Consider the following 21,312-nt stretch of genomic DNA (forward strand, 5'->3'; position numbering starts at 1 on the left):
CTTCGGCTGTCGCCTCGTGGGGAGATCGCGGATCCCCATCCTTTCAGCCTTGTGCATCGCACTGCGTTTGTCAATTCCACACCGGGAGATGTCAGAGCGCGGTTCGTCGCCTGTTGGCCCACGATGTTCGTCGCTCACCGAGACGGAGGTTGTCACCGAAACCACCTTCTTTTCTTCCATTCCCACTCCGCAGCACACGGTAGAGCAGTTGAACACCCTTGCGCCGAGGCGCCGGGTGTCGCCGATCCGCGTGCAACCTGAGGAAGTCCACGCAAGCCCTCTCGTTCTATGACAGGCGATCATGAGCTCTCGACGTCTCCGCGTCGTCTCTTGTCCCTGTCTCGTTCATTTCCCGAAGTTTCTTCTGATCGCCGTCTGCCCCTTTGAGATCAGGCTAGGATCCGTATGGCCGGAGGCGTCACGGATCTCCTGGATCCAAACCACCTCGTTCTTCGTCACCACGACGCCGAAGATCTCCTCTATTGCGCGGACGGTCGTGTCGCCACCAAGCTGCTCCAGAGCGAGGTTGAAAAGCAGCCGGGGATCGCACTCAAGCGCTGTGGCGAGGCTCGCCACGCGGTCGAGCGGCAGCTTTGTCGCGCCTGTCTTCAGCATCGCGATCATGTTGGGGTTCACGAAGCCGGCCTGCTCGGTGATCTCGGCCTGGGTCTTGCGGGCCGGAGTTCGAGAAACCGCTTCTCGAGGTATTTCGCCAGCTGGGAATCTTCACAGGTTCTTCTTGCCATCATTGTCACCTTTCCCATTGCTCGCAGATCGCTCTGCTTGCGTGATCTATAGCAACGAGATGTTGGGGAGATCGTGGGAACCGGGTGGGAAGCTAGGCATCGGGCCGATTGAGAAATTCAAGTTAATACATTGATATTGTTGGGATGATATCGACTTAGTTGGCAAGCTTCTAGCGGAAACTCAAAATGCCAAAGAGGAAGTATCTACCTTGTGTCGGGAGTTCAAATCCCTCCTCCGCTCCCATCCATGCCTTGCGTGAATTTGAAGGGCTGATCCGGTTCCCCGGAGCCGCCATGGCACCGCCTCTGAACATAAGCACCGGCTAGCTTGGCCTCCTTCCTCGAGGGCGGCTCCGCGGTTAACCAGAACCGGCCGACCTGCTTTCTGCCTATCCGGTCAAGGGCCGGGGTCTCCTGAAGTGCGGGCTGGCCGTCAAAGACCCAGCCATGCACGGGCGTCCGTCCGGAAGCGAGCCGCAGGGTCGTTTGGACGTGTGCTCATCACCAGGACACGAAGCGAAGCATCGCGCCCTTGTCCCGGCAGTTGGGCCTCGAGCGTGTGCGCGACATCCGGATCATCGGAAGCGGGACAAGTCTCCGGATACTCGGCCCGGACCGTCAGCCGCCGGCTGTCGCCCGGCCAGAGCGGAGGAGACAGCGACACCTCCGCCCGCGCGGGTCCGCAGCCGGCCTGCAGCAGCGCGGCCTTGCCGAGCTCGATCGCCACTTTGTCGATCCCGCGTTCGCCCAGATTGAGGATCTCGACGGTTGCAAGGATCGAACGGTTGACCGGATCCTGCGTCAGGCCCAGAAGCCGTGCGCTGGCCTTGCCGCTGCGAAAGCCGGAGACGGCTGAGAGGACCGGCCTCAGCGGTGTTTCGCGGTATAGCAAGTCGTAGCCGCGCATGAGCGCGTGTGCCGCCGGACGCAAGGGATGGCCAAGCCACTCCGCCCCGCGCGTCGCCGGCGCGGGGTCGGTCGGGGCGACGACCAGGATAAGCGCCAGCGCCGCCGCGGTCAGCGACGAAAAGAAGGTGCTGCGGCGAGCCCGTGCCAGGCGGCAGGCCAGGTGCGTCACCATGCCGGCCACAAGCGCGAAGGCCAGGATGGTGATCACGCTGAGACCGCTGGCCGGCATCTCGGCTGCCAGTAGCCCGAGCGGAGCCGCGACAGCCGGCACGAAAAGAACGCTGATCTCCCGATCCGGCACCAGGCGGACCATAAGCCCGGCGACGAAGAGGCCGGCCACGAAGGACGGGCCGGGCCCCCAGCCAAGAAGCACCCTGGCCCCGATCTGGAACACCAGGACCACAAGGGCGACCAGCAGAAGCTCGAACGCGAGGGACGACTCGCCGTCCGCGCGCAGCCGTGCAGGGGACAGGCCGCGCCAGTAGCGCCGGATCACCCCGACAGACAGCCCGGCCATCAGCGCACCGGCCACCCCCGCGGCAGGCCAGGCAAGCGCGATGTAATCTGCGCCCAGGCCTTCGGCCGCCAGATGCACCCATTGGGCCAGGACCACCACGAGGCCGGACATCGCGTAGGCAAGGATGAACCAGATCCACAGGCTCCAGCGCGCGCGCATCGCGTCCGCGATCCTGAGCATGGCCGCAATTAGGACGCAGGCCCCGACTGCCGCGGCCACAGAGACCAGGTTGGCCAATTCGAGCTGCCGTATCTCCCAGAGCGGCCTCAAGATCGCGGCCATCAGCCCGAAGGCAGCCACGCCCATCGCCGTGGAAATCCAAAGCAGCACCAGTCTCTGGCGCAGGTTCAGGCGCCGATGCGCCCGCCACCGCGTGACCTTTTCCTGCCAGCCCTGCTGCTCTGCCTCAGCCAACCGGCGGCCGGCTGCGTCGAAGGCCGCCAGTTCCTGCGCGCTTGCCCGCGGGGACTTGCCCAGCCGGGCCAACTTGTCTTCGGCCGCCTTTCTGGCCTGGGCGATCAATCCGTGCAGGGCCTTCAGGCGGTCCGCAGGATTTGCACCTTCCCGGAAATGCGGGTCCAGCACCTCCGACGTCCATTGCCGCAGGGTCGTTTCATACTCCGCCGTCAACGCCGCCATTTCGGAAGGATCGGGTTCCGGTGCGGCGGGATTGGGGGTGGCGGGTTTTGGGGGCGAGGGCCTTGCCGCCTCCGGCGCCGACTTGCCCGCGAAGACCCGCATCGCGGCGGCGTCGAAAAGCGCCATCTCGGCCGCGAACGCGGTGCCGGAAAGACCGGCCCTGACCAGTCCGTCTTCTGTCGCACGCCGAAGAAAGCCAAGGTGTTCGACCGGGTTGAAGGCATCCTCGGAGCTTCGGTTCGCCATCCAGTCGGCGATGGATTGGTCGTATGGGTGAGGGGCGTTACTCATTGATCTTCCCCGACAGTCCATTGCTCCGCCCCGATCTGCTCAGCATATTCTTCGCCGGTGCAGGTTTCGTCGTCCCGGAAAACCTTTTCGCCTTTCTCGAAAACGGGATACCTGAAGCCGCAATGGTTGCCGCCGCTATCCGATGAGCGAGTGCTCTCGGAAGACGAGTCTCCGATGTATATCCCCTGGTAGTAGTAGCCCGGCACGGTGAAGCCGGTGTCGGACCCGTAACCCCAGTCCGTGCTGGCGAATGCCTCCGACAGCGCGGTGCCCCAGTCGAAGCCCTCGGATTGTTCCTCCCATTCCTGCTGTTCGCGCCATTCCTCTTCCTGCCGCAGGCGCTCCTCTTCGGCGGCCAGGCGTTCCTCTTCCCGCCGCCGTGCCTCCTCGGCCTCGCGCGCCAGGCGGTCGGCCTCGTCCTGCAGCCCCTGAAGCCGCGCCAGCCGTTCCGCGTCCTGCGTCAGCCGGAGGCCGATCTGGTCGCGCCAGGTGTCGTAGGCGGCCGAACTTCCCGGCATCGGCGGCAGCCCCTCGGTCGCGTCGCGCAACCGCGCCTCGCTGCCCGCGATCCGGTCGGCATAGGCCTTGAGCCGCCAGAGCTTGTCGGGGCCTTCGCCCATGAACTTGGCCGGGATGCGGTCGGGCGACAGCTTGAAGAGGATATCCTCAAGCTTGCCGACAAGCGCCCTGCCCGAAAGCCCCGGTCCCAGTGCCGCGATCTCTGCCCGGATCTCGTCGGTCGGCAGGTCGAAGGCGTTGCCAAGCGCGTCGAGTCGCGCGTCTATCGCATCGCGCAGGGGGCCGGCGTAGCGTTCGACGTTCCTGTCGAGCCACCAGGTTTCGAACTTCGAGGTGTCGATGCGGGCCTGGGTGATCCGTGCGCTGGCCGTGTCGAGCGCGCCGGACTGGAATATCTCCCGCGCCTGCTCCGCGGAGACGAAGTTTCCGTCGCGGTCGCGGAACAGCCGTGACCAGTCAGGGCTGCCGGCGACGTTATAGCTTTCCTCGCCCCCCGGCCTGCCCGGTACGCCAAGGTCGGCGTCGAGCGTGTAGTCCGCGAAACCGTAGGTCACCGTCAGCCGCGCCTTGGCGTCGTAAAGGCGCAACTGCTGCGCGGCCTCGCTATCGGCGCTGCGTACGCCCAGCATCGGGTCGGCCTTGGCATAGATGGGCTTCAGGTGGTTGGTGATCGCCCCCGGTTCCCAGCGGAGCCGCATGTCGACGACCGGTTCGCCGTACAGCAGCCCCGCAGCCCATCGGACCTCGCCCTGAACCGTCGGCGAACCTGGCGCGACGAGAACGCCGTCGGTGTGGAAAGCCTCAGCGATACGCGTCTGGTTGTAGCAAAGGCGCGGATCGCCGGCGCAGACATGGGAACTGTCCGAACCCCTGTAGGTGTTTGGCAGCGACTGGGCCTCCGCCGGGGCGACCGGACAGCCGACCAGGGCACCTATGCAAAGAATGCGCGCGAACGTCGGTGAAGCCTGCATGCCTCAGTCCCCGGCCACGAAGGCCTCGATCTTCCACTCACCCGCTTTGAGACGCGCGATCATGCGCGTGCCGAGCAGCGGCGAGACCCGATGTGCTTGCACATAACCGAGGCAGAAATCGGGCGTTGCAACCGGCAGCCAGCCAAAGGAATGCCAGTCGATCGCATCGTCATCCGGCTCCGGCGCGGCGAACCGCAGGACGCCGAAGCCCAGCGTTTGCAGAACCGGGGCGCGTTCGTCCGGCCCGGCGCGCAAGGTCAGGTCGGGGCCGCCGAGATAGGCGTCATAGCCGTCATCCTCCGAAGGCCAGGCAGCGAAGTACCAGGGCCATGTCACCATTTCGGGGTCGTCCGCGCCGTTCCATCCGCCCTGCGCCAAAAGCTGGTCGAGCGTGTCCCAGAATGTCGCCTCGCCACCGTCGTGGTCGAGCGAGGACAGGAACTCCTGCCGGCCGCCGTCGCCGCCGAAGCTGACCAGGACATCGTCTGTCAGCATGTCGACGAAGGCCGCAAGATCGCGGTTGCGGGCGATCCTGCGCAGGTCGTTCTCAAGCGCTGCGGCATGTGCCGACGGAGGAGGCGGGTCCGGAAGCGCGGTCGTCGGGGCGGGTGCGCAGGCGCTGTCGCTGCCGTCCACCCACATCTGCATGCCGCGGTGAAGGTTGCCTGCGTTGTCGGCCCTCTCCGTCTCGACGAAAAGTCCACCGGGCAGCGGGCTGATCCTGACCGCATGGTCTGCCGTCGTCTCGAACACTGCGGCGGAAGGATCCCGGAGCGGGCGGAAGACCGAGAGCTTCTGCCCCTGGTCCCCGATATGCGTGACGGCGGCGAGAATGGGTTCCTGCGGCGTTCCGGCCAGGATGACGGGGAAGATGCCGTCCATCTCGCAATTGTCGTCCTCGTGGTCGCAGAACGACCCGCCCGCGATCACATAGCGCGCGATGACGGTTTCACTGGGCCCGTCGAGGATGGAAATCGTCGGGTCGAAGGTGGCGGCGGTATCCCCGGCCTCTTTCGCAAGCGCGCGCAGGCGCACGATCGAAACCTCCGATGCGGAGGACGGGTCGAACTCGGGCCCGTCGTAGCGCCAGAGGTATGGCGCGTTCGGAAAGGGCACGGTTCGTCCCGCCAGCGGCAGCTCGGCGCGCGTCAGGACCGGCCACAGGATGGCCAGAAGCACGAGAACCACGAGCAGCCAGAGCACCGGCTGGAAACGGGGCCTGTCGCCCGCATCACGGGGCTCCGCCGTCTCAGCGACCCGGTCGAACCCGGCGGCGTCCAGGGGTTTCAGCCTGTCCTGAGGCGCCGCCGGAGGGTCGGCCAGCACCGCCGCGATCAGCGGAAGGTAGCCTTCGCCCCTGATCCCGCGCAGCGCGTCGGAAAGCGCGGTTGCCAGGGTCTCTCCCCCGGCGGAAAAGGACGGGCCGTCCCAGACCTTGAAGGCAACCCGATTGTCGGGCCCTTCGCGCCAGCCGACGGTGCCGGGGGCCTCGGCTCCGTCCGCAAGTCGCCGGAAGCCGATACGTTCATAAAGGTCGTCGGACTGTGCGGGCTGGGGATCAACGCTCAAGGCTGCGCTCCTCGTACAGGGCTTGCATCTCCTGTCGGCGGATCACCTTCTCGAGCGACAAAAGTGCCGCTTCGCGCTGGCGCGGATCAGGATGCAGGGCCGAGACTTTGGTGCGGCATTCTTCATAGATCGCGGCACGCCGGGCTGCATCGGGCGTACCCGCGCGATGCAGCCGATCGAAGACGAGCCGTACAAGATCCATGCAGGGGCCGAGACAAATGCCGACAGGAATGACCGGCGGCAAGAATTCGGCAGAATGACAGTCCCATCAAGCGCTAATGGGACATCGTGAAATGCGGCGGCGGGCGTTGCCCTTCCGCCACATCATGGGCCCCGGCCAAGGCCGCAGGGCCAGCCAAGGCCGCAGCTATGGGCGGGTTCGTCAGGACGCAGCCCGCCCGTAACCCGCCTGCCCGGTCTCAGGCGGCCCGATGACGGCGCTGGCGGCGGCGGTTGGAGTTCGCCGCGGGCTTGTCGCCGGCCATCGGCGCGGGTTTCTGGCCGCGGCCGCGCTTCTGCCAGGGCTCGCGCGCAGCACCGCCGGAACGCGGCGCCTGACCGCTGGCAACCGGAATGTCGATCTTCATCAGCTTCTGGATGTCGCGCAGCTGATCGGCCTCCTCGGGCGTGCAGAAGGCGATGGCCTCACCCTCGCGGCCGGCGCGGGCGGTGCGGCCGATCCGGTGCACGTAGTTGTCGGGCACCTCGGGCAGATCATAGTTGATGACATAGGCGACGCCGGGAATGTCGATGCCGCGCGCGGCGACATCGGTGGCGACGAGGGTCGTCACCGTCCCGTCGCGGAACGCCTTGATCGCCCGGTCGCGCTGTCCCTGGCTCTTGTTGCCGTGGATCGAGGCGGCGTTGAAGCCGTCGGCGACCAGATCCTTCATCAGCTTTTCCGCCCCGTGCTTGGTGCGCGCGAAAACCAGCGTCAGCGCGCTCAGGTCTCGGGAGAGGATGTCGCGCAGCAGTTCGGGCTTGCGCGCGCGGTCGATGAAGTGGACCGACTGCGTGACCTTGTCCGCGGCCTTGCCCGGCGGGGCGACCTGCACGCGCCGGGGGTCCTTCAGGTAGGCGCGGCTCAGTTCCTCCATCTGCTTCGGCATGGTGGCCGAGAACAGCATGGTCTGGCGCGGCGTACCCAGGCGCGGGGCGATCTTGCGCAGCGCATGGATGAAACCGAGGTCGAGCATCTGGTCGGCCTCGTCCAGCACCAGATGGCGGACCGTGGACAGGTCGACGGCGCCGCGGTCCATCAGGTCGATGAGCCGGCCGGGCGTGGCAACCAGGATGTCGGTTCCGCGCTTGAGCGTCTCGATCTGCCGGCCGACCGACTGGCCGCCGACGACGGTGAAGATGCGGATCGGCGTGCCGGTCGTGAGCACGCGCAGGCTGTCGGCGATCTGGTTCACCAGTTCGCGCGTCGGCGCCAGGATCAGCGCCTTGACCGTCTTGGGTGCGGGCCGGCCCGGCTGGGCAAGCAGGTGATCGACCAGCGGCAGGCCGAAGGCCAGCGTCTTGCCGGTGCCCGTCTGCGCAAGGCCGAGGATGTCGAGACCCTGAAGCGCAAGCGGGATCGCCTGGTTCTGGATCGGGGTGGGTTCGGAAAGACCGGCGCGCTTCAGGGCGGCGGTCAGGGCCGGCGCGAGGCCGAGCATGTCGAAGTCGAACAAGAAAGGTCCTTTCAGGCCGTGCCGGTCGGGCACGGGATTTCTGGGCCACGGCAACGCGTGGCGAGCGAGGGTTGCGCCCCTGCCTCTGGACCTGCGCTGCGTGCGCCTGTCCGGCCGGACGGTCAGAACCCTGCGTGATGGGAACCGGAAGATCGCGTCGCTGATGCGCCCGGATGGGAACGCGGCTACCTCACGCGGCAGCGCAGCGACGCTGTGCACATGCGCCCTGACGTGCCCTGTGTCAAGTCCTCGCGTCGGCCGACGCTCAATAATCCTCGGTCAGGTAGCGGGCGATCGCGGCGGTGCGCGTGGGCACGTCAAGCTTCTGGTAGATCGTCTTGAGGTAGTACTTGACGGTGTTCTCCGACAGGCCGAGGCGGGCGGAGACCTGGAAGTTCGTCAGCCCCTCCTTGATCAGCGCCATGATCTCGTGCTCGCGCTTGGTCAGCCGGTCGGCGGGGTCGGCAAGGATGCGGGCCATCAACGCGGCGGGCAGGGCGACGACGCCCTCGGCCTGCGCGGCCAGGATCTGCGGCAGCTTCTGGTAGAGGTCGTCGAGCAGGCAGACGGCGCCCGCGCCCGCCCGTAACGCCTCGCGCGCGTAGTTCAGTTCGCCCGGAGAGATGAGGACGATGGTGCGCGGCATGCGGCCCCGACCGCGGCAGCGGCGCAGCAGCGCAATGATGTCGCCGCCGCCAAGCTGAACGCCGGCGATCAGCGTCACGGGTTCGGGCGCCGCTGTCACAAGGCCCTCGGCCCGCGCGAGGTCCTGCGCCTGGCCAAGCACGGTCGCGCCGGGCAGCGAGGAGGCGAGCAGCTGCACGCTGTCGCAGACAAGTTTCCTCTGATCGGCGATGACGATGTTCACCCGGCCCCTCCCGCCCCTCTCCCGAATGCGGGGCAGGCGAAAGGAAAGCACGTGCGGGCGCGCCTGCCATCCACCGATTCCGGCAGTTCGCGGGCGATTCCCGGCGTTTTCGACGCCGAATCCCGCCCCGCTGTCCACCATCGGAAACTTTTCGCCATTGTACACGAATGTATTCAAAATCAGTCGGTTACAGGCATCAGGAATATGCAGGTGCAGCATTACCGCTAACCCCTCCGTCCGGGTAGACGGCCCTACCCGGACGGATCAAAACGGCACCTTCGCGGCCCGCACTCCTATCCGGCGTGAGGGTCCATGGGGTCGCGTTTCGCGGTGGGCTGAAGCCGTCAACAAGAACGCGAGACAGCCCATGCATGGTTACGCCCATCTTTTCGTTCCCGGTCCGACCAACGTGCCCGAACCCGTCCGGCAGGCGATGAACCTGCCGATGGAGGACATGAGGGCGCCGGACTTCGGGGCCTTCGTCAAACCGTTGCTCGATGACCTGCGTGAGGTCTTCCGGACCCGCACGGGGCGCGTCTTCGTGTTTCCGTCCTCAGGCACCGGGGCGTGGGAGGCGGCCTTCACCAACACGCTGAGCGTGGGTGACAAGGTGCTGATGTCGCGCTTCGGGCAGTTCTCGGGCCTCTGGGTCGAGATGGCTGAACGGCTGGGCCTCAGGGCCGAGGTGGTAGATGTCGAATGGGGCAATGGCGTGCCGGTCGCGGACTATGCCCGCATCCTGGGCGCCGACCGGGCGCACGGGATCCGGGCGGTCTGCGTGACCCAGAACGAGACCGCGACGGGCGTGACCTCGGACGTGCGCGCGGTGCGTGCGGTGCTCGATGATCTGGGCCACCCGGCGCTGCTTCTGGTCGACGGCGTGTCGTCGATCGCCTCGATCCCGTTCGAGATGGAGGCCTGGGGGGTCGATCTGGCCGTGGCCGGGTCGCAGAAAGGGTTCATGCTGCCGGCGGGCCTCGGCCTTCTGGGGGTATCGGAAAAGGCGCTGGAGGCGGCCCGGACGGCCACGATGCGCCGGGCCTATTTCGAGTTCTCCGACATGATCCGGCTGAACGACACGGGTTACTTCCCCTATACGCCCGCAACCCAGCTTCTGCGCGGGCTCCGTGTCTCGGTCGACATGCTGCTGGCCGAGGGGATGGAGAATGTCTGGACCCGCCAGAACCATCTGGCCGAGGGCGTGCGCGCGGCAGTGCAGGCGTGGAATGGCTGCGCGATCGTCGCGGCGCCGGAGGTCCGCTCCGACACCGTCACGACGATCCGGGTGCCGGACGGGGTCGATGCCGTGGCGGTGATCCGCACCGCCTACGAACGCTATCGCACCTCGCTCGGCGCGGGGCTGGCGCGGCTCTCGGGCAAGGCGTTCCGCATCGGGCACCTCGGCTCGCTGAACGAAGTCATGCTTCTGGGCGCGATCGGCGCGGCCGAGCTCGCGCTTCTCGACAACGGCGCGCGGATCGAGGCCGGGTCGGGCCTTGCCGCCGCCATCACCCACTATCGCAAAGCCGGAACGGCGCAGCAGAAGGCAGCCTGAGATGAGCCATACCCTTCACCCCCTGAAGAAGCAGCGCCTGCAAAGGTCGGAACTGGCCGTGCCGGGGTCGAACCCGACGATGATCGAGAAGGCGGCGGCGAGTGCGGCCGACTACATCTTCCTCGACCTCGAGGATGCGGTCGCGCCGCCTGACAAGATCGCGGCGCGCCGCAACATCATCGAGGCGCTGAACGGCATCGACTGGAAGGCCAGGGGCAAGACCATGTCGATCCGCATCAACGGGCTCGACACCCACTACATGTACCGCGACGTCGTGGAGATCGTCGAGGCGGCGGGCCGGCACATCGACACGATCCTGGTGCCGAAGGTGGGCGTGCCCGCGGACCTCTACATGGTCGAGGCGATGCTGAACCAGATCGAGACGGCCATGGGCTTTACCCACCGGATCGGGCTTGAGGCGTTGATCGAAACCGCGCTTGGCATGGCCAACGTCGAGGCGATCGCGGCGACGCCTGGCCGGCTTGAGGCGCTGCATTTCGGGGTTGCCGACTATGCCGCGTCTAACCGCGCACGCACGGTGGTGATCGGCGGGCTGAACCCCGATTATCCGGGCGACCAGTGGCATTTCGCGCTGTCGCGCATGACGGTTGCCTGCCGCGCCTATGGTCTGCGCGCCATCGACGGGCCGTTTGGCGATTTCTCCGACCCCGAGGCCTACGTCGCCTCGGCGCGCCGTGCGGCCGCCCTCGGCATCGAGGGGAAGTGGGCGATCCACCCCAGCCAGATCGCGCTTGCCAACGATGTCTTCTCGCCGCCCGCGACCGAAGTGAGCCGTGCGCGCCGGATCATCGAGGAACTGCAGAAGGCCGCCGCCGAGGGCAAGGGCGCGGCGGCGCTCGACGGCAAGATGATCGACGCGGCCAGCGAGCGGATGGCGCGCAACGTCATCGTCGTCGCCGACGCCATCGCCGCGGCGGGATGAGGAGGGGACCATGGACATTCACGAATATCAGGCCAAGGCGCTGCTGGAGAAATGCGGGGTCGAGATCCCGCGCGGGGCCATCGCCTACAGCCCCGAGCAGGCGGCCTACCGCGCGCTCGAGATCGGCGGCGATGCCTGGGTGGTCAAGGCGCAGATCCATTCCGGTGCCCGCGGCAAGGCGGGCGGCGTGAAGTTCTGCCGCAACGAGGCGGAGATCACTGCCGCAGCGGAATCGATGCTGGGCCGCAGGCTGGTCACGCACCAGACCGGCCCGGCGGGCAAGCTGGTGCGCCGGCTTTATGTCGAGGAAGCCTCCGACATCGCTTCGGAGATCTACCTTGGCTTCGTCATGGACCGGAAGGCGGAGCGCATCTGCATCGTCGCGTCAGCCGAGGGCGGGATGGAGATCGAGGAGATTTCGGCCGACCGCCCCGACAGCATCATCCGCGTCGTTGTCGACCCTGCGGTGGGCATGCAGACCTTCCAGGCGCGCGAGATCGCGTTCTCTCTGGGGCTGGACGGGGCGCTGATCCAGAAGGCGGTCAAGACGATCATGGGCGCCTACCGGGCCTTTCGCGACTATGACGCCACCATGGTGGAGATCAATCCGCTGGTGGTGACCCGCGCCGGCGAGATCGTCGCGCTCGACGCCAAGATGTCGTTCGACGACAACGCGCTGTTCCGGCGTCCGGAAATCTCGGAACTGCGGGACAAGAGCCAGGAGGACCAGCGGGAAACCTTCGCCTCGGACCGCGGGCTCAGCTATATCGGCCTCGAAGGGCAGATCGGCTGCATTGTGAACGGCGCAGGCCTAGCCATGGCCACGCTCGACATGATCAAGATGGCCGGGGGGGAGCCTGCGAACTTTCTCGACATCGGCGGCGGCGCCTCGCCCGAACGCATCTTGAAATCGTTCCGTGCGGTCCTGAACGATCCGGGCGTCGAGGCGATCCTCGTCAACGTCTTCGCGGGGATCAACCGCTGCGACTGGGTGGCCGAGGGCGTCGTGCGCGCGGTGCGCGAGCTTGACCTGAAGCTGCCGCTGGTCGTGCGCCTTTCGGGCACGAACGTCGAGAAGGGGCGAGAGATCCTGGCGCAGTCGGGACTGGACATCACCACCGCCGAAACGCTGGCCGAAGCCGCCGAAAAGGCGGTCGCGGCCTGGCGCGGCCAGAGAAAGGCAGCCTGACCATGGCCATTCTGATCAAACGGGAAACCCCCGTTCTCATCCTGGGCTTCACCGGCCGCATCGGCACCTTCCACGCGCAGGAGATGATGGACTACGGGACCAATGTCGTGGGCGGCGTCACCCCAGGCAAGGGCGGCACGACCCATCTTGGCAAGCCGGTCTTCAACACCATCAAGGGCGCGGTCGCCGAGACCGGGGCCGAGGTGGCGATCGCCTTCGTGCCGCCGCCCTTCGCCTCGGACGCGATCATGGAGGCGGCGGACGCGGGCATCCGCACCACCGTCTGCATCGCCGACGGTATACCGGCGCAGGACATGATCCGGGTGAAGCGCTTCATGCGCCGCTACCGGGCGGACCGGCGCATGCGTCTGATCGGCCCCAACTGCGCGGGCATCATTACGCCCGGACAGGCCTTCGCGGGGCTGATGCCGCCGCACATCTACATGCCGGGGCGGGTCGGGATCGTCGGGCGCTCCGGCACGCTCGGATATGAAGCGGCCAGCCAGATGAAGGCGCGCGGCATCGGCGTGTCGTCCTCGATCGGGATCGGGGGCGATCCGATCAACGGGTCGTCCTTCAAGGACATCCTCGAACTATTCGAGGCCGACCCGGATACCGACGCCGTCGTCATGGTGGGCGAGATCGGCGGCCCGCAGGAGGCCGAGGCCGCCCACTATATCCGCGACCACATGACGAAGCCCGTTGCGGCCTATATCGCCGGTCTCTCGGCGCCGAAGGGCCGGCGCATGGGCCATGCCGGCGCCATCGTCTCGGCCTTCGGGGAATCGGCGCAGGAAAAGGTCGAGATCCTGCGCGACGCGGGCGTGGCGATCGTGCCCACCCCGTCGTCCTTCGGCGAGACGGTCGCGGCGATGCTGGCGCGTCCCCTGCAGCGGGCGGGCTGAGATGTACGCGGCGCACGCCTTTCCGGCCGAGCGCGCCTTGCGCGACCCTGCGGACGCGCTCCGCTGGGCGCAGGCGCAGCAACCCGGCATCCTGAAGCCGTCCGGGTTCCTGACGCTGGTGGCGCTTGGGGACGCGGCGCTGCCGGCCCTGGCCGAGGCCATGGACCTTTGCGAGGCCGACACCGTCTTTGCCCTGACGCAGTGGCCGGTTCCGGCTCTGCGTCTGTCGGTCTGGGCCGGGGCGCCCGCGGTTCCGGTCCTCTCGGGGCCGGATGCGGCGGCGGTCCTGGACCGTTCGCTGGACCTCGCCTGGCCGGGCGATCAGGTGGTGATCCTCGCGCCACATGGTCACGATTCCGGCCGGATCGCGCAACTGAAGGGTCGCGCGGCGCCGGCCGATGTCTTCGTGGTCGCGGTCTGAGGGCTCAGCCGCGCTTTGCCGCTGCGGCAGGATCGGGGGCGCGGAAGTGTTCGCGCAGGATCTGGAACAGCCTGCGTTGCACCGGCCGGTGACGCTGGCGCTGGTTCACGCCCAGAAACACCGCCTGAGGGATCGGCTGGGCGTCTATCACGCGGCGACAGGTTCCGTCGGCCACCAGCGCGCCCGCAGATTCCCGCAGCACATAGGCGCTTCCCCCCATCGTCCGCATCAGGCTGACCATCGCCGCGTTCTGCCCGATCGACAGCGTCGCTGTGGCCAGCGCCGGGTGAAGTGCCGCGTGCGCGTGCGGGATCGCGTCGGAGAAGTGCGGCAGGATGTAGGTTTCGCGCCGGACATGCTCCAGCCGGTCGACCTCGGTCGAGACCATCTCGTAGGTGATCTCACCGATCGGCTCGAAATAGAGATCGGGGTGGAAGCGGGGCGAGAAGAGGATGGCCAGATCCTCGGCCCCGGTGGTGAGGTCGGCGCACATCTGGGCGGAATAGTCGGCCTCGAAAAAGAACGAGGTGTCGGGGAGCGCGATGCGGAAAGCGCGGATCAGGTCGGAGAAGTGGCTGCCGACCAGATCGTGCTGGATGCCGATGCGCACCGTGGAGGCGCGGCCCCCGCTCTGGCTGATCGCATGGCGTGCCTCGGCCCAGCCCAGACGCAAGCTGCGCGCGTGCGGCTCGAACCGCATGCCCTGCAAGGTCAGCGACGTGCCCGCGCGCGAGCGGATGAAAAGCCGCTGGCCGAGAGCCGACTCGAGCGTCCGGATACGGCCCGAGACGGTCGACTGCGTGACGCCCAGCCGTTCCGCCGTGCGGTTGAAGCTGCGCGTCTCGCAGAGGTCGAGGAAGGTGTCGATCAGTTCGATCTGCATGGCGATGCTTCCTGTGGCGGAGCCCTGACGGCGCGCTGATCGCCCGGCCAGCCGGTCCGCGGGGATGCGGCCGGGCCGGGATTTGGCGCGGTGGTTACTTATCGGACTTTTCGATCAATAATACGCAAATGAACGAATTGAAAGGCACGGCGCAGATCGCGATACTCGCGCGCAAACCGGATCGGGAGTGAAGAATGAGTGGCATGCCTTCGACAGCGCGCGTGGTGATCATCGGCGGGGGCGTGGTCGGCGTCTCGTCGCTTTACCATCTGGCGAAGGCGGGCTGGACGGACTGCGTGCTGCTGGAGAAGAACGAGTTGACCGCAGGCTCGACCTGGCATGCCGCGGGGAACGTCCCCACCTTCTCCACCTCGTGGTCGCTGATGAACATGCAGCGCTATTCAACCGAGCTTTACCGTGGCCTCGGCGCGGCGGTGGATTACCCCATGAACTACCATGTCACCGGCTCGATCCGGCTGGCGCATTCGCGCGAACGCATGCAGGAATTCCAGCGTGCCAAGGGCATGGGCCGGTATCAGGGCATGGATATCGAGGTGCTTGGCGTCGACGAGATCAAGGGAAAGTATCCCTTCCTCGAGACGCATGACCTCAAGGGCGCGCTCTACGATCCCGCCGACGGCGACATCGACCCCGCGCAGCTGACGCAGGCGCTGGCCAAGGGCGCGCGCGACATGGGCGCGACGATCCTGCGGTTTACCCCGGCGACCGGGGTCAGCCGAAAGGATGGCGAATGGATCGTCCACACCCCGAAGGGCGATATTCGATGCGAATACGTGGTGAACGCGGCCGGCTACTACGCGCAACGGGTCGGCGAATGGTTCAAGCCCTTCGGCGGGCGCACCGTGCCGATGATGGTGATGTCTCACCAGTACCTGCTGTTTGAGGAAGTGCAGGCGGTGAAGGACTGGTCGCAGGGCGTCGGCCACAAGCTGCCGCTGCTGCGCGATGTCGACACCTCCTATTACCTCCGGCAGGAAAAGAATGGTTTCAACCTGGGCCCCTATGAGCGCAACTGCCGCGCGCATTGGGCGACGCCCGCCGATCCGATGCCGGACGACTTCAGCTTCCAACTGTATCCCGACGACCTCGACAGGCTTGAATTCTACATCGAGGATGCGCTGGCACGCGTTCCCGTCCTGGCCGAGGCTGGCGTCAGCAAGGTCATCAACGGCCCCATCCCCTATGCGCCAGACGGCAACCCGCTGATCGGTCCGATGCCCGGCGTGCCGAACGCGTTCGAGGCCTGCGTCTTCACCTTCGGCATCGCCCAGGGCGGCGGTGCGGGCAAGGTGCTGGCCGAATGGATCACCGAAGGCGCGACCGAGTGGGACATGTGGTCCTGCGATCCGCGCCGCTTCACCGGCTACACCGACCCCGACTATTGCGTCGCCAAGGGCAAGGAGGTCTACGGCCACGAATACGCCATGCACTTCCCCTGGCATCGCTGGCCCGCCGCGCCCGACCGCAGGCTTTCGTCGGTCCATGACAGGGTCAAGGCGCTGGGCGGGCAGTTCGGTGCCTACAACGGCTGGGAACGGGCGAACTGGTTCGCCAGGCCCGGCGATGACCTGAGCGAGGAGACTACGCAGACCTGGAACCGTGCCGGCCCGTGGGAGGCGCGCATCCGCGAGGAATGCGAGGCGGTGCGGGATCATGTGGGCGTTCTCAGCCTGCCGGGTTTCTCGCGCTATGAGCTTTCGGGGAACGGTGCGGGCGACTGGCTGCGCGGACAGATTTCTGGCGCTCTGCCCAGGGAAGGCCGGCTGAGCCTGGCCTACTTCCCCGACCACCGCGGCCGCATCCTGACGGAAATGTCGGTCCTGAACCACGGCGGCGACCGGTTCACGCTGATCACGGCCTCGGTCGCGCAATGGCACGATTTCGAGTGGCTGAGAAAACACCTCGTGCCCGGCCTGACACTGGCCGACCGTTCGGGCCAGATGGATACGCTGATCGTCACCGGCCCGCGGACGCGTGAGCTTTTCACCGCGATTGCCGATCACGCCGACCTGACGCTGCCGTGGCTGTCGATCCAGAACGCGAAACTCGCCGGCAGGGACTGCGAGATGTACCGCGTGAGCTTCCCCGGCGAGTTGGGCTGGGAGGTCCACGCGACGCCCGAGAACATGCCGGCGATCTACGACGCGATCATCGGATGGGGGGCGAAGCCCTTTGGCATGTGGGCGATGAATTCGCTCAGGCTGGAAAAGGGATACCGGGCGTGGAAGGGCGACCTGTCGACGGACTACAGCCTGCTGGAAGGCGGGCTTGACCGGTTCGTCAAGTTCGACAAGCCACAGGATTTCACCGGCAAGGCGGCCCTGCTTGCCGAAAAGCAGAGAGGCGTGAAGAAGCGTTTCGTGACGCTGATCGTCGAGGCCGGCGAATGTGACGCGCCCTACATGTCGACCCTCTGGCATGGCGGAAAGGTGGTGGGGGAAACCACCTCGGGCGGCTGGGGTTATCGTGTGAACAAGTCCATCGCTCTCGGCATGCTGCGGACCGACCTGGCGGTGCCGGGAACCGAGATCGAGGTGGAGATCTACGGAGAGCGTCACCGCGCGGTGGTGCAGGAGGATCGCCCGCTCTGGGATCCGGAAAACCAGCGCATCAGGGCCTGAGGACGGGATGTCGATACCCTCCCGCATGCGTGGCGTCGTGCTGACCGGACATGGCGGCCCGGAGCGGCTGGTCTGGAGGGATGACCTTCCGGTGCCGCAGCCCGGCCCCGGCCAGGTGCTGGTCCGGGTGCTGGCGGCCGGAGTCAATCCGACCGACATCAACACCCGCGTGGGCTGGTATGCGCGCGAGGAAGCCGGCGAAGGCGGCTGGAGCGGCGGCATCGGCTTTCCTCGCATCCAGGGCGGCGACCTCTGCGGCCGCGTCGTTGCCCTTGGTGCGGGCTGCGGGCGGATCGCGATCGGGGCACGGGTCATCTGCCCGATCAACCAGTCCGAGCCGACGGCAGACGATCCGCACCGGATGGTTGCGCTGGGGTCGGAATACGACGGCGCGTTCGCCGAATACTGCGTCGTGCCGGAGCGTCACCTGTTCGACGTGTCGCCATCACCGCTGGGCGATGTCGACCTGGGGGCGATCCCCTGCGCCTATGGCACCGCCCACAATCTGCTGAGCCGCGCCGGGGTGGCAGAGGGCGACCGCGTTCTGGTGACAGGCGCCTCGGGCGGGGTCGGACATGCGGCGGTGCAGCTGGCACTGCTGCGCGGGGCGCGGGTGACCGGCCAGTGTTCGGCGGCGCGGGCGGCGATGGTGCGCGCAACGGGGGCCAATGCGATCAACAGGGACGTGCCGTTGGGTCAGAACGCCTTCGATGTCGTCATTGATGTCGTTGGCGGTCCTGGTGTCCAGTCCCGGCTCGGGGCCTTGCGCCCCGGCGGGCGCTACGCGACCTCGGGCGCCATCGCCGGCCCGGTGGTCGAGGTGGACCTCAGAACGCTGTATCTTGGCGACCTGACGATCCTCGGCTGCACGCGCCAGTCGGGTGAAACCTTCGGCGCGCTGGTGGACCTGGTCAATGCGGGCCGTGTCCGGCCGCTGGTGTCGCGGACCTATCCCCTGCGGCGGATCGGAGAGGCGCAGGCAGACCTGCAGTCGGGGCGCTATCCCGGCAAGCTTGTGCTGCTGCCTGATCAGGGGGGCGCGGAATGACCCTCAGGCTCCTGACCGGCACGGCCGAACGCGACCTTCCGGCCATCTGGCCCGGCATCGCGCCGATGGCCTTCGGCATGGCGCACAACCTGCTGTCCAAGGCCGGTGTGACCGCGGGCTCGCGCGTGCTGATCGTCGACCGGGCAAGCGCCACGGGCCTCGCCTGCGAGAGGCTTGCCGACACTCTCGGCGCCTCGGTCGAACGGGACGCCCCCGGGACCGGCCCTGCGCAGATGTCCTTCGACGCAGTGATCGACCTGGCCGCTTCGGTTGGCTGGCGGGCGCATCTGGGCGTGTTGAGGCCGGGCGGGCACTATACGCGCCCCGGCGCCATAGCGGAGCCCGCGCGGCGGGGTGAGCGGCGCCGTGTCGTGCTCGCCGAACTGGCCGCGTTTTTCCATCCCCATCCCCCGCGCGAAGTCTTCGCGGGGTTCATCACGCTTGTCGCCGCGCCGCATCTGCGCGCGGTCCCCCCTGTATCCGTCAGCAAGGAGTCCGCGAAATGACCCCCCTTCCAACCCGCGCCCGCGTCGTCATCATCGGTGGCGGCGTCGTCGGCTGCTCGGTTGCCTACCACCTGACCAAGCTCGGCTGGACGGACGTCGTGCTGCTGGAACGCAGGCAGTTGACCTGCGGCACGACCTGGCACGCGGCGGGCCTGATCGGGCAGCTGCGCGCCTCGGCCAACATGACGCGGCTGGCCAAGTATTCCGCCGACCTCTACCGCGGGCTTGAGGCGGAGACGGGCCTGGCGACCGGCGTGCGCACGGTGGGCTCGGTCTCGGTCGCCCTGACCGACGCACGCAAGGAAGAGCTTTTCCGGTCCGCCTCGATGGCCAGGGCCTTCGGGGTCCCGGTCGAGGAGATGTCGCCCGCAGAGGTGAAGGAGCGTTACGCGCACCTCAATATCGACGGCGTCAAGGCGGGCGTCTGGCTGCCCACCGACGGGCAGGGCGATCCGGCCAACATCGCGCTGGCGCTGGCCAAGGGCGCGCGACAGCGCGGCGCGCTGGTCGCGGAGGGCGTGAAGGTCACCGCCGTCAAGGTCGAGGGGCGCCGCGCGAAATCCGTCGCCTGGGAACAGGACGGCGAGCAGGGTACGATCGCCGCCGACCATGTCGTCAACTGCGCCGGCATGTGGGGCCACTCGGTCGGCCGGATGGCCGGCGTCAACGTGCCGCTCCATGCCTGCGAGCACTTCTACATCGTGACCGAGCCGATCCCCGGCCTGACGCAAATGCCGGTGCTGCGCGTGCCCGACGAATGCGCCTATTACAAGGAAGACGCGGGCAAGTACCTTCTGGGCGCGTTCGAGCCGAACGCGAAGCCCTGGGGCATGAACGGCATCCCCGAGGATTTCTGCTTCGACCAGCTGCCCGAGGACTTCGACCATTTCGAGCCGATCCTCGAACGCGCGGTGAACCGCCTGCCGATGCTGGCCGAGGCGGGCATCCACACCTTCTTCAACGGGCCGGAAAGCTTCACGCCCGACGACGCCTACAACCTCGGCCAGTCGCTCGAGGTCGACAACTTCTGGGTCGCGGCCGGGTTCAACTCCATCGGCATCCAGTCGGCGGGGGGCGCGGGAATGGCGCTGGCCCAGTGGATGGACACGGGCGAGAAGCCGTTCGACGTCGGCGACGTGGATGTGGCGCGCAACCAGCCATTCCAGGGCAACCTGCATTACCTGTTCGAACGCTCGAAGGAGACGCTCGGCCTGCTTTATGCCGACCACTTCCCCTATCGCCAGAAGGCGACCGCGCGCGGGGTGCGGCGGACGCCCTTCCATGCCCATCTGGAGGCGGAGGGTGCGGTCTTCGGAGAGATCGGCGGTTGGGAACGGGCGAACTGGTTCGCCAACGCAGGGCAGGAACGGGAATACCGCTACAGCTGGGGGCGGCAGAACTGGTTCGACAACGCGGCGGCAGAGCACCGGGCGATCCGCACCAATGTGGGCATGTACGACATGTCCTCCTTCGGCAAGATCCGGGTCGAGGGGCGCGATGCCGAGGCGTTCCTGAACTACATCTGCGGCGCGGACATGTCGGTGCCCGCAGGCCGCATCGTCTACACGCAGTTCCTGAACGCGACTGGCGGGATCGAAGCCGACGTGACGGTGACGCGGCTGTCGGAGACGGCCTATCTGGTCGTCACGCCTGCCATCACGCGGCCGCGGGATCAGGCCTGGATGCGCCGGCATATCGGCGAGTTCAACGTGGTCCTGACCGACGTGACCTCTGCCGAGGGCGTCCTGGCGGTGATGGGGCCGAATGCCCGCAAGCTGATGCAGGCCGTCAGCCCCAATGATTTCTCGAACGAGGTGAATCCGTTTGGCACCGCGCAGGACATCGAGATCGGCATGGGCCTGGCGCGGGCGCATCGCGTCTCCTACGTCGGTGAACTCGGCTGGGAGATCTACGTGTCCTCCGACATGGCCGCCCATGTCTTCGAGACGCTCCGCGAGGCCGGAGCGGAGATGGGGCTGAAGCTTTGCGGCATGCACATGATGGACTGCTGCCGGATCGAGAAGGCCTTCCGCCACTTCGGCCACGACATCACCTGCGAGGATCACGTGCTCGAAGCGGGCCTGGGTTTTGCGGTCCGCACGACCAAGCCCGCCTTCATCGGCCGGGATGCCGTCCTGCGCAAGAAGGAGGCGGGGCTTGACCGGCGCATGGTGCAGTTCCGCCTGACCGACCCGGAGGTGATGGTCTATCACAACGAACCGGTGATCCGCGACGGCAGGATCGTCAGCCACCTCACCTCCGGCGCCTACGGCCATCACCTCGGGGGCGCGATCGGCATGGGCTACCTGCCCTGCCGGGGCGAGGGCGCGGAGGACCTGCTGGGATCGCGCTACGAGATCGAGGTGGCCGGGCGGCGTGTCGGGGCGGAGATGTCGCTGGCGCCGATGTACGATCCCAAGGGCGAACGCGTGCGGGCCTGAGGCGGAGGTCGGGGGCAGAGGTCGGGGGCGCTGCCCCCGGACCCCCGGAGTATTTGAACCAGAATGAAAGCAGA

At 67.2% G+C, this 21,312-nt stretch carries 17 protein-coding genes; 9 read left to right on the plus strand and 8 right to left on the minus strand.

Features of this window, described 5'->3' with window-relative positions; all coding sequences use genetic code 11:
* Positions 1–345 precede the first annotated feature (345 nt).
* From N5I32_RS18425 to N5I32_RS21365, 7 genes are all read right to left on the minus strand, one after another.
* A complete protein-coding gene (locus N5I32_RS18425) occupies positions 346–624 on the minus strand; it encodes a hypothetical protein (protein WP_369414355.1) in 279 nt (92 codons plus the stop codon).
* A gap of 555 nt (positions 625–1,179) precedes the next feature.
* Positions 1,180–3,102 carry a hypothetical protein gene (locus N5I32_RS18430; RefSeq protein WP_261497410.1) on the minus strand — a complete coding sequence of 641 codons (1,923 nt, stop codon included), beginning with the start codon at positions 3,100–3,102 and terminating at the stop codon, positions 1,180–1,182.
* Entirely contained in the window at positions 3,099–4,592 is a 1,494-nt protein-coding gene (locus N5I32_RS18435) for a hypothetical protein (RefSeq protein WP_261497411.1), read from the minus strand. The genes N5I32_RS18430 and N5I32_RS18435 overlap by 4 nt, the downstream gene beginning before the upstream one ends.
* Positions 4,593–4,595: 3 nt before the next feature.
* Positions 4,596–6,161, minus strand: a complete 1,566-nt coding sequence (locus N5I32_RS18440) for a hypothetical protein (protein WP_261497412.1) — start codon at positions 6,159–6,161, stop codon at positions 4,596–4,598.
* Positions 6,151–6,363: a hypothetical protein gene (locus N5I32_RS18445; RefSeq protein WP_261497413.1), complete on the minus strand. Its 213-nt coding sequence runs from the start codon at positions 6,361–6,363 to the stop codon at positions 6,151–6,153. The genes N5I32_RS18440 and N5I32_RS18445 overlap by 11 nt, the downstream gene beginning before the upstream one ends.
* 217 nt (positions 6,364–6,580) lie before the next feature.
* On the minus strand, positions 6,581–7,837 hold the full coding sequence (locus N5I32_RS18450; RefSeq protein WP_261497414.1) for a DEAD/DEAH box helicase: 1,257 nt from the start codon (positions 7,835–7,837) through the stop codon (positions 6,581–6,583).
* A gap of 265 nt (positions 7,838–8,102) precedes the next feature.
* On the minus strand, positions 8,103–8,705 hold the full coding sequence (locus N5I32_RS21365; protein WP_261497415.1) for a response regulator transcription factor: 603 nt from the start codon (positions 8,703–8,705) through the stop codon (positions 8,103–8,105).
* Positions 8,706–9,072: 367 nt separating this feature from the next.
* On the opposite strand from N5I32_RS21365, the gene N5I32_RS18460 reads away from it, so the two are divergent.
* The 5 genes from N5I32_RS18460 to N5I32_RS18480 are packed head-to-tail and all read left to right on the plus strand — an operon-like array spanning position 9,073 to position 13,718.
* Positions 9,073–10,260 (plus strand): aminotransferase class V-fold PLP-dependent enzyme, encoded by a 1,188-nt coding sequence (locus N5I32_RS18460; RefSeq protein WP_261497416.1) that lies wholly within the window; start codon positions 9,073–9,075, stop codon positions 10,258–10,260.
* 1 nt (position 10,261) lies between these two features.
* On the plus strand, positions 10,262–11,203 hold the full coding sequence (locus tag N5I32_RS18465) for an HpcH/HpaI aldolase/citrate lyase family protein (protein ID WP_261497417.1): 942 nt from the start codon (positions 10,262–10,264) through the stop codon (positions 11,201–11,203).
* 10 nt (positions 11,204–11,213) lie between these two features.
* Positions 11,214–12,392, plus strand: coding sequence for a malate--CoA ligase subunit beta (locus N5I32_RS18470; protein WP_261497418.1), 1,179 nt, complete (start codon positions 11,214–11,216; stop codon positions 12,390–12,392).
* Positions 12,393–12,394: 2 nt separating this feature from the next.
* Positions 12,395–13,297, plus strand: a complete 903-nt coding sequence (gene sucD / locus N5I32_RS18475) for a succinate--CoA ligase subunit alpha (protein WP_261497419.1) — start codon at positions 12,395–12,397, stop codon at positions 13,295–13,297.
* Position 13,298: 1 nt separating this feature from the next.
* Positions 13,299–13,718 (plus strand): hypothetical protein, encoded by a 420-nt coding sequence (locus tag N5I32_RS18480; protein ID WP_261497420.1) that lies wholly within the window; start codon positions 13,299–13,301, stop codon positions 13,716–13,718.
* Between the two features lie 4 nt (positions 13,719–13,722).
* Here N5I32_RS18480 and N5I32_RS18485 read toward each other — a convergent pair whose 3' ends face one another.
* Positions 13,723–14,601, minus strand: coding sequence for a LysR family transcriptional regulator (locus N5I32_RS18485; RefSeq protein WP_261497421.1), 879 nt, complete (start codon positions 14,599–14,601; stop codon positions 13,723–13,725).
* A 194-nt stretch (positions 14,602–14,795) separates the two neighbouring features.
* On the opposite strand from N5I32_RS18485, the gene N5I32_RS18490 reads away from it, so the two are divergent.
* The 4 genes from N5I32_RS18490 to N5I32_RS18505 are packed head-to-tail and all read left to right on the plus strand — an operon-like array spanning position 14,796 to position 21,238.
* A complete protein-coding gene (locus tag N5I32_RS18490) occupies positions 14,796–17,243 on the plus strand; it encodes a GcvT family protein (protein WP_261497422.1) in 2,448 nt (815 codons plus the stop codon).
* 7 nt (positions 17,244–17,250) lie between these two features.
* Positions 17,251–18,291: an alcohol dehydrogenase catalytic domain-containing protein gene (locus N5I32_RS18495; protein ID WP_261497423.1), complete on the plus strand. Its 1,041-nt coding sequence runs from the start codon at positions 17,251–17,253 to the stop codon at positions 18,289–18,291.
* Positions 18,288–18,797, plus strand: a complete 510-nt coding sequence (locus N5I32_RS18500; protein WP_261497424.1) for an MDR/zinc-dependent alcohol dehydrogenase-like family protein — start codon at positions 18,288–18,290, stop codon at positions 18,795–18,797. The genes N5I32_RS18495 and N5I32_RS18500 overlap by 4 nt, the downstream gene beginning before the upstream one ends.
* Positions 18,794–21,238, plus strand: a complete 2,445-nt coding sequence (locus N5I32_RS18505; RefSeq protein WP_261497425.1) for a GcvT family protein — start codon at positions 18,794–18,796, stop codon at positions 21,236–21,238. The genes N5I32_RS18500 and N5I32_RS18505 overlap by 4 nt, the downstream gene beginning before the upstream one ends.
* Positions 21,239–21,312 lie beyond the last annotated feature (74 nt).

The sequence above is a fragment of the Albidovulum sediminis genome (assembly GCF_025380365.1).
In the GTDB taxonomy this organism is placed as follows: Bacteria; Pseudomonadota; Alphaproteobacteria; order Rhodobacterales; family Rhodobacteraceae; genus Albidovulum; species Albidovulum sediminis.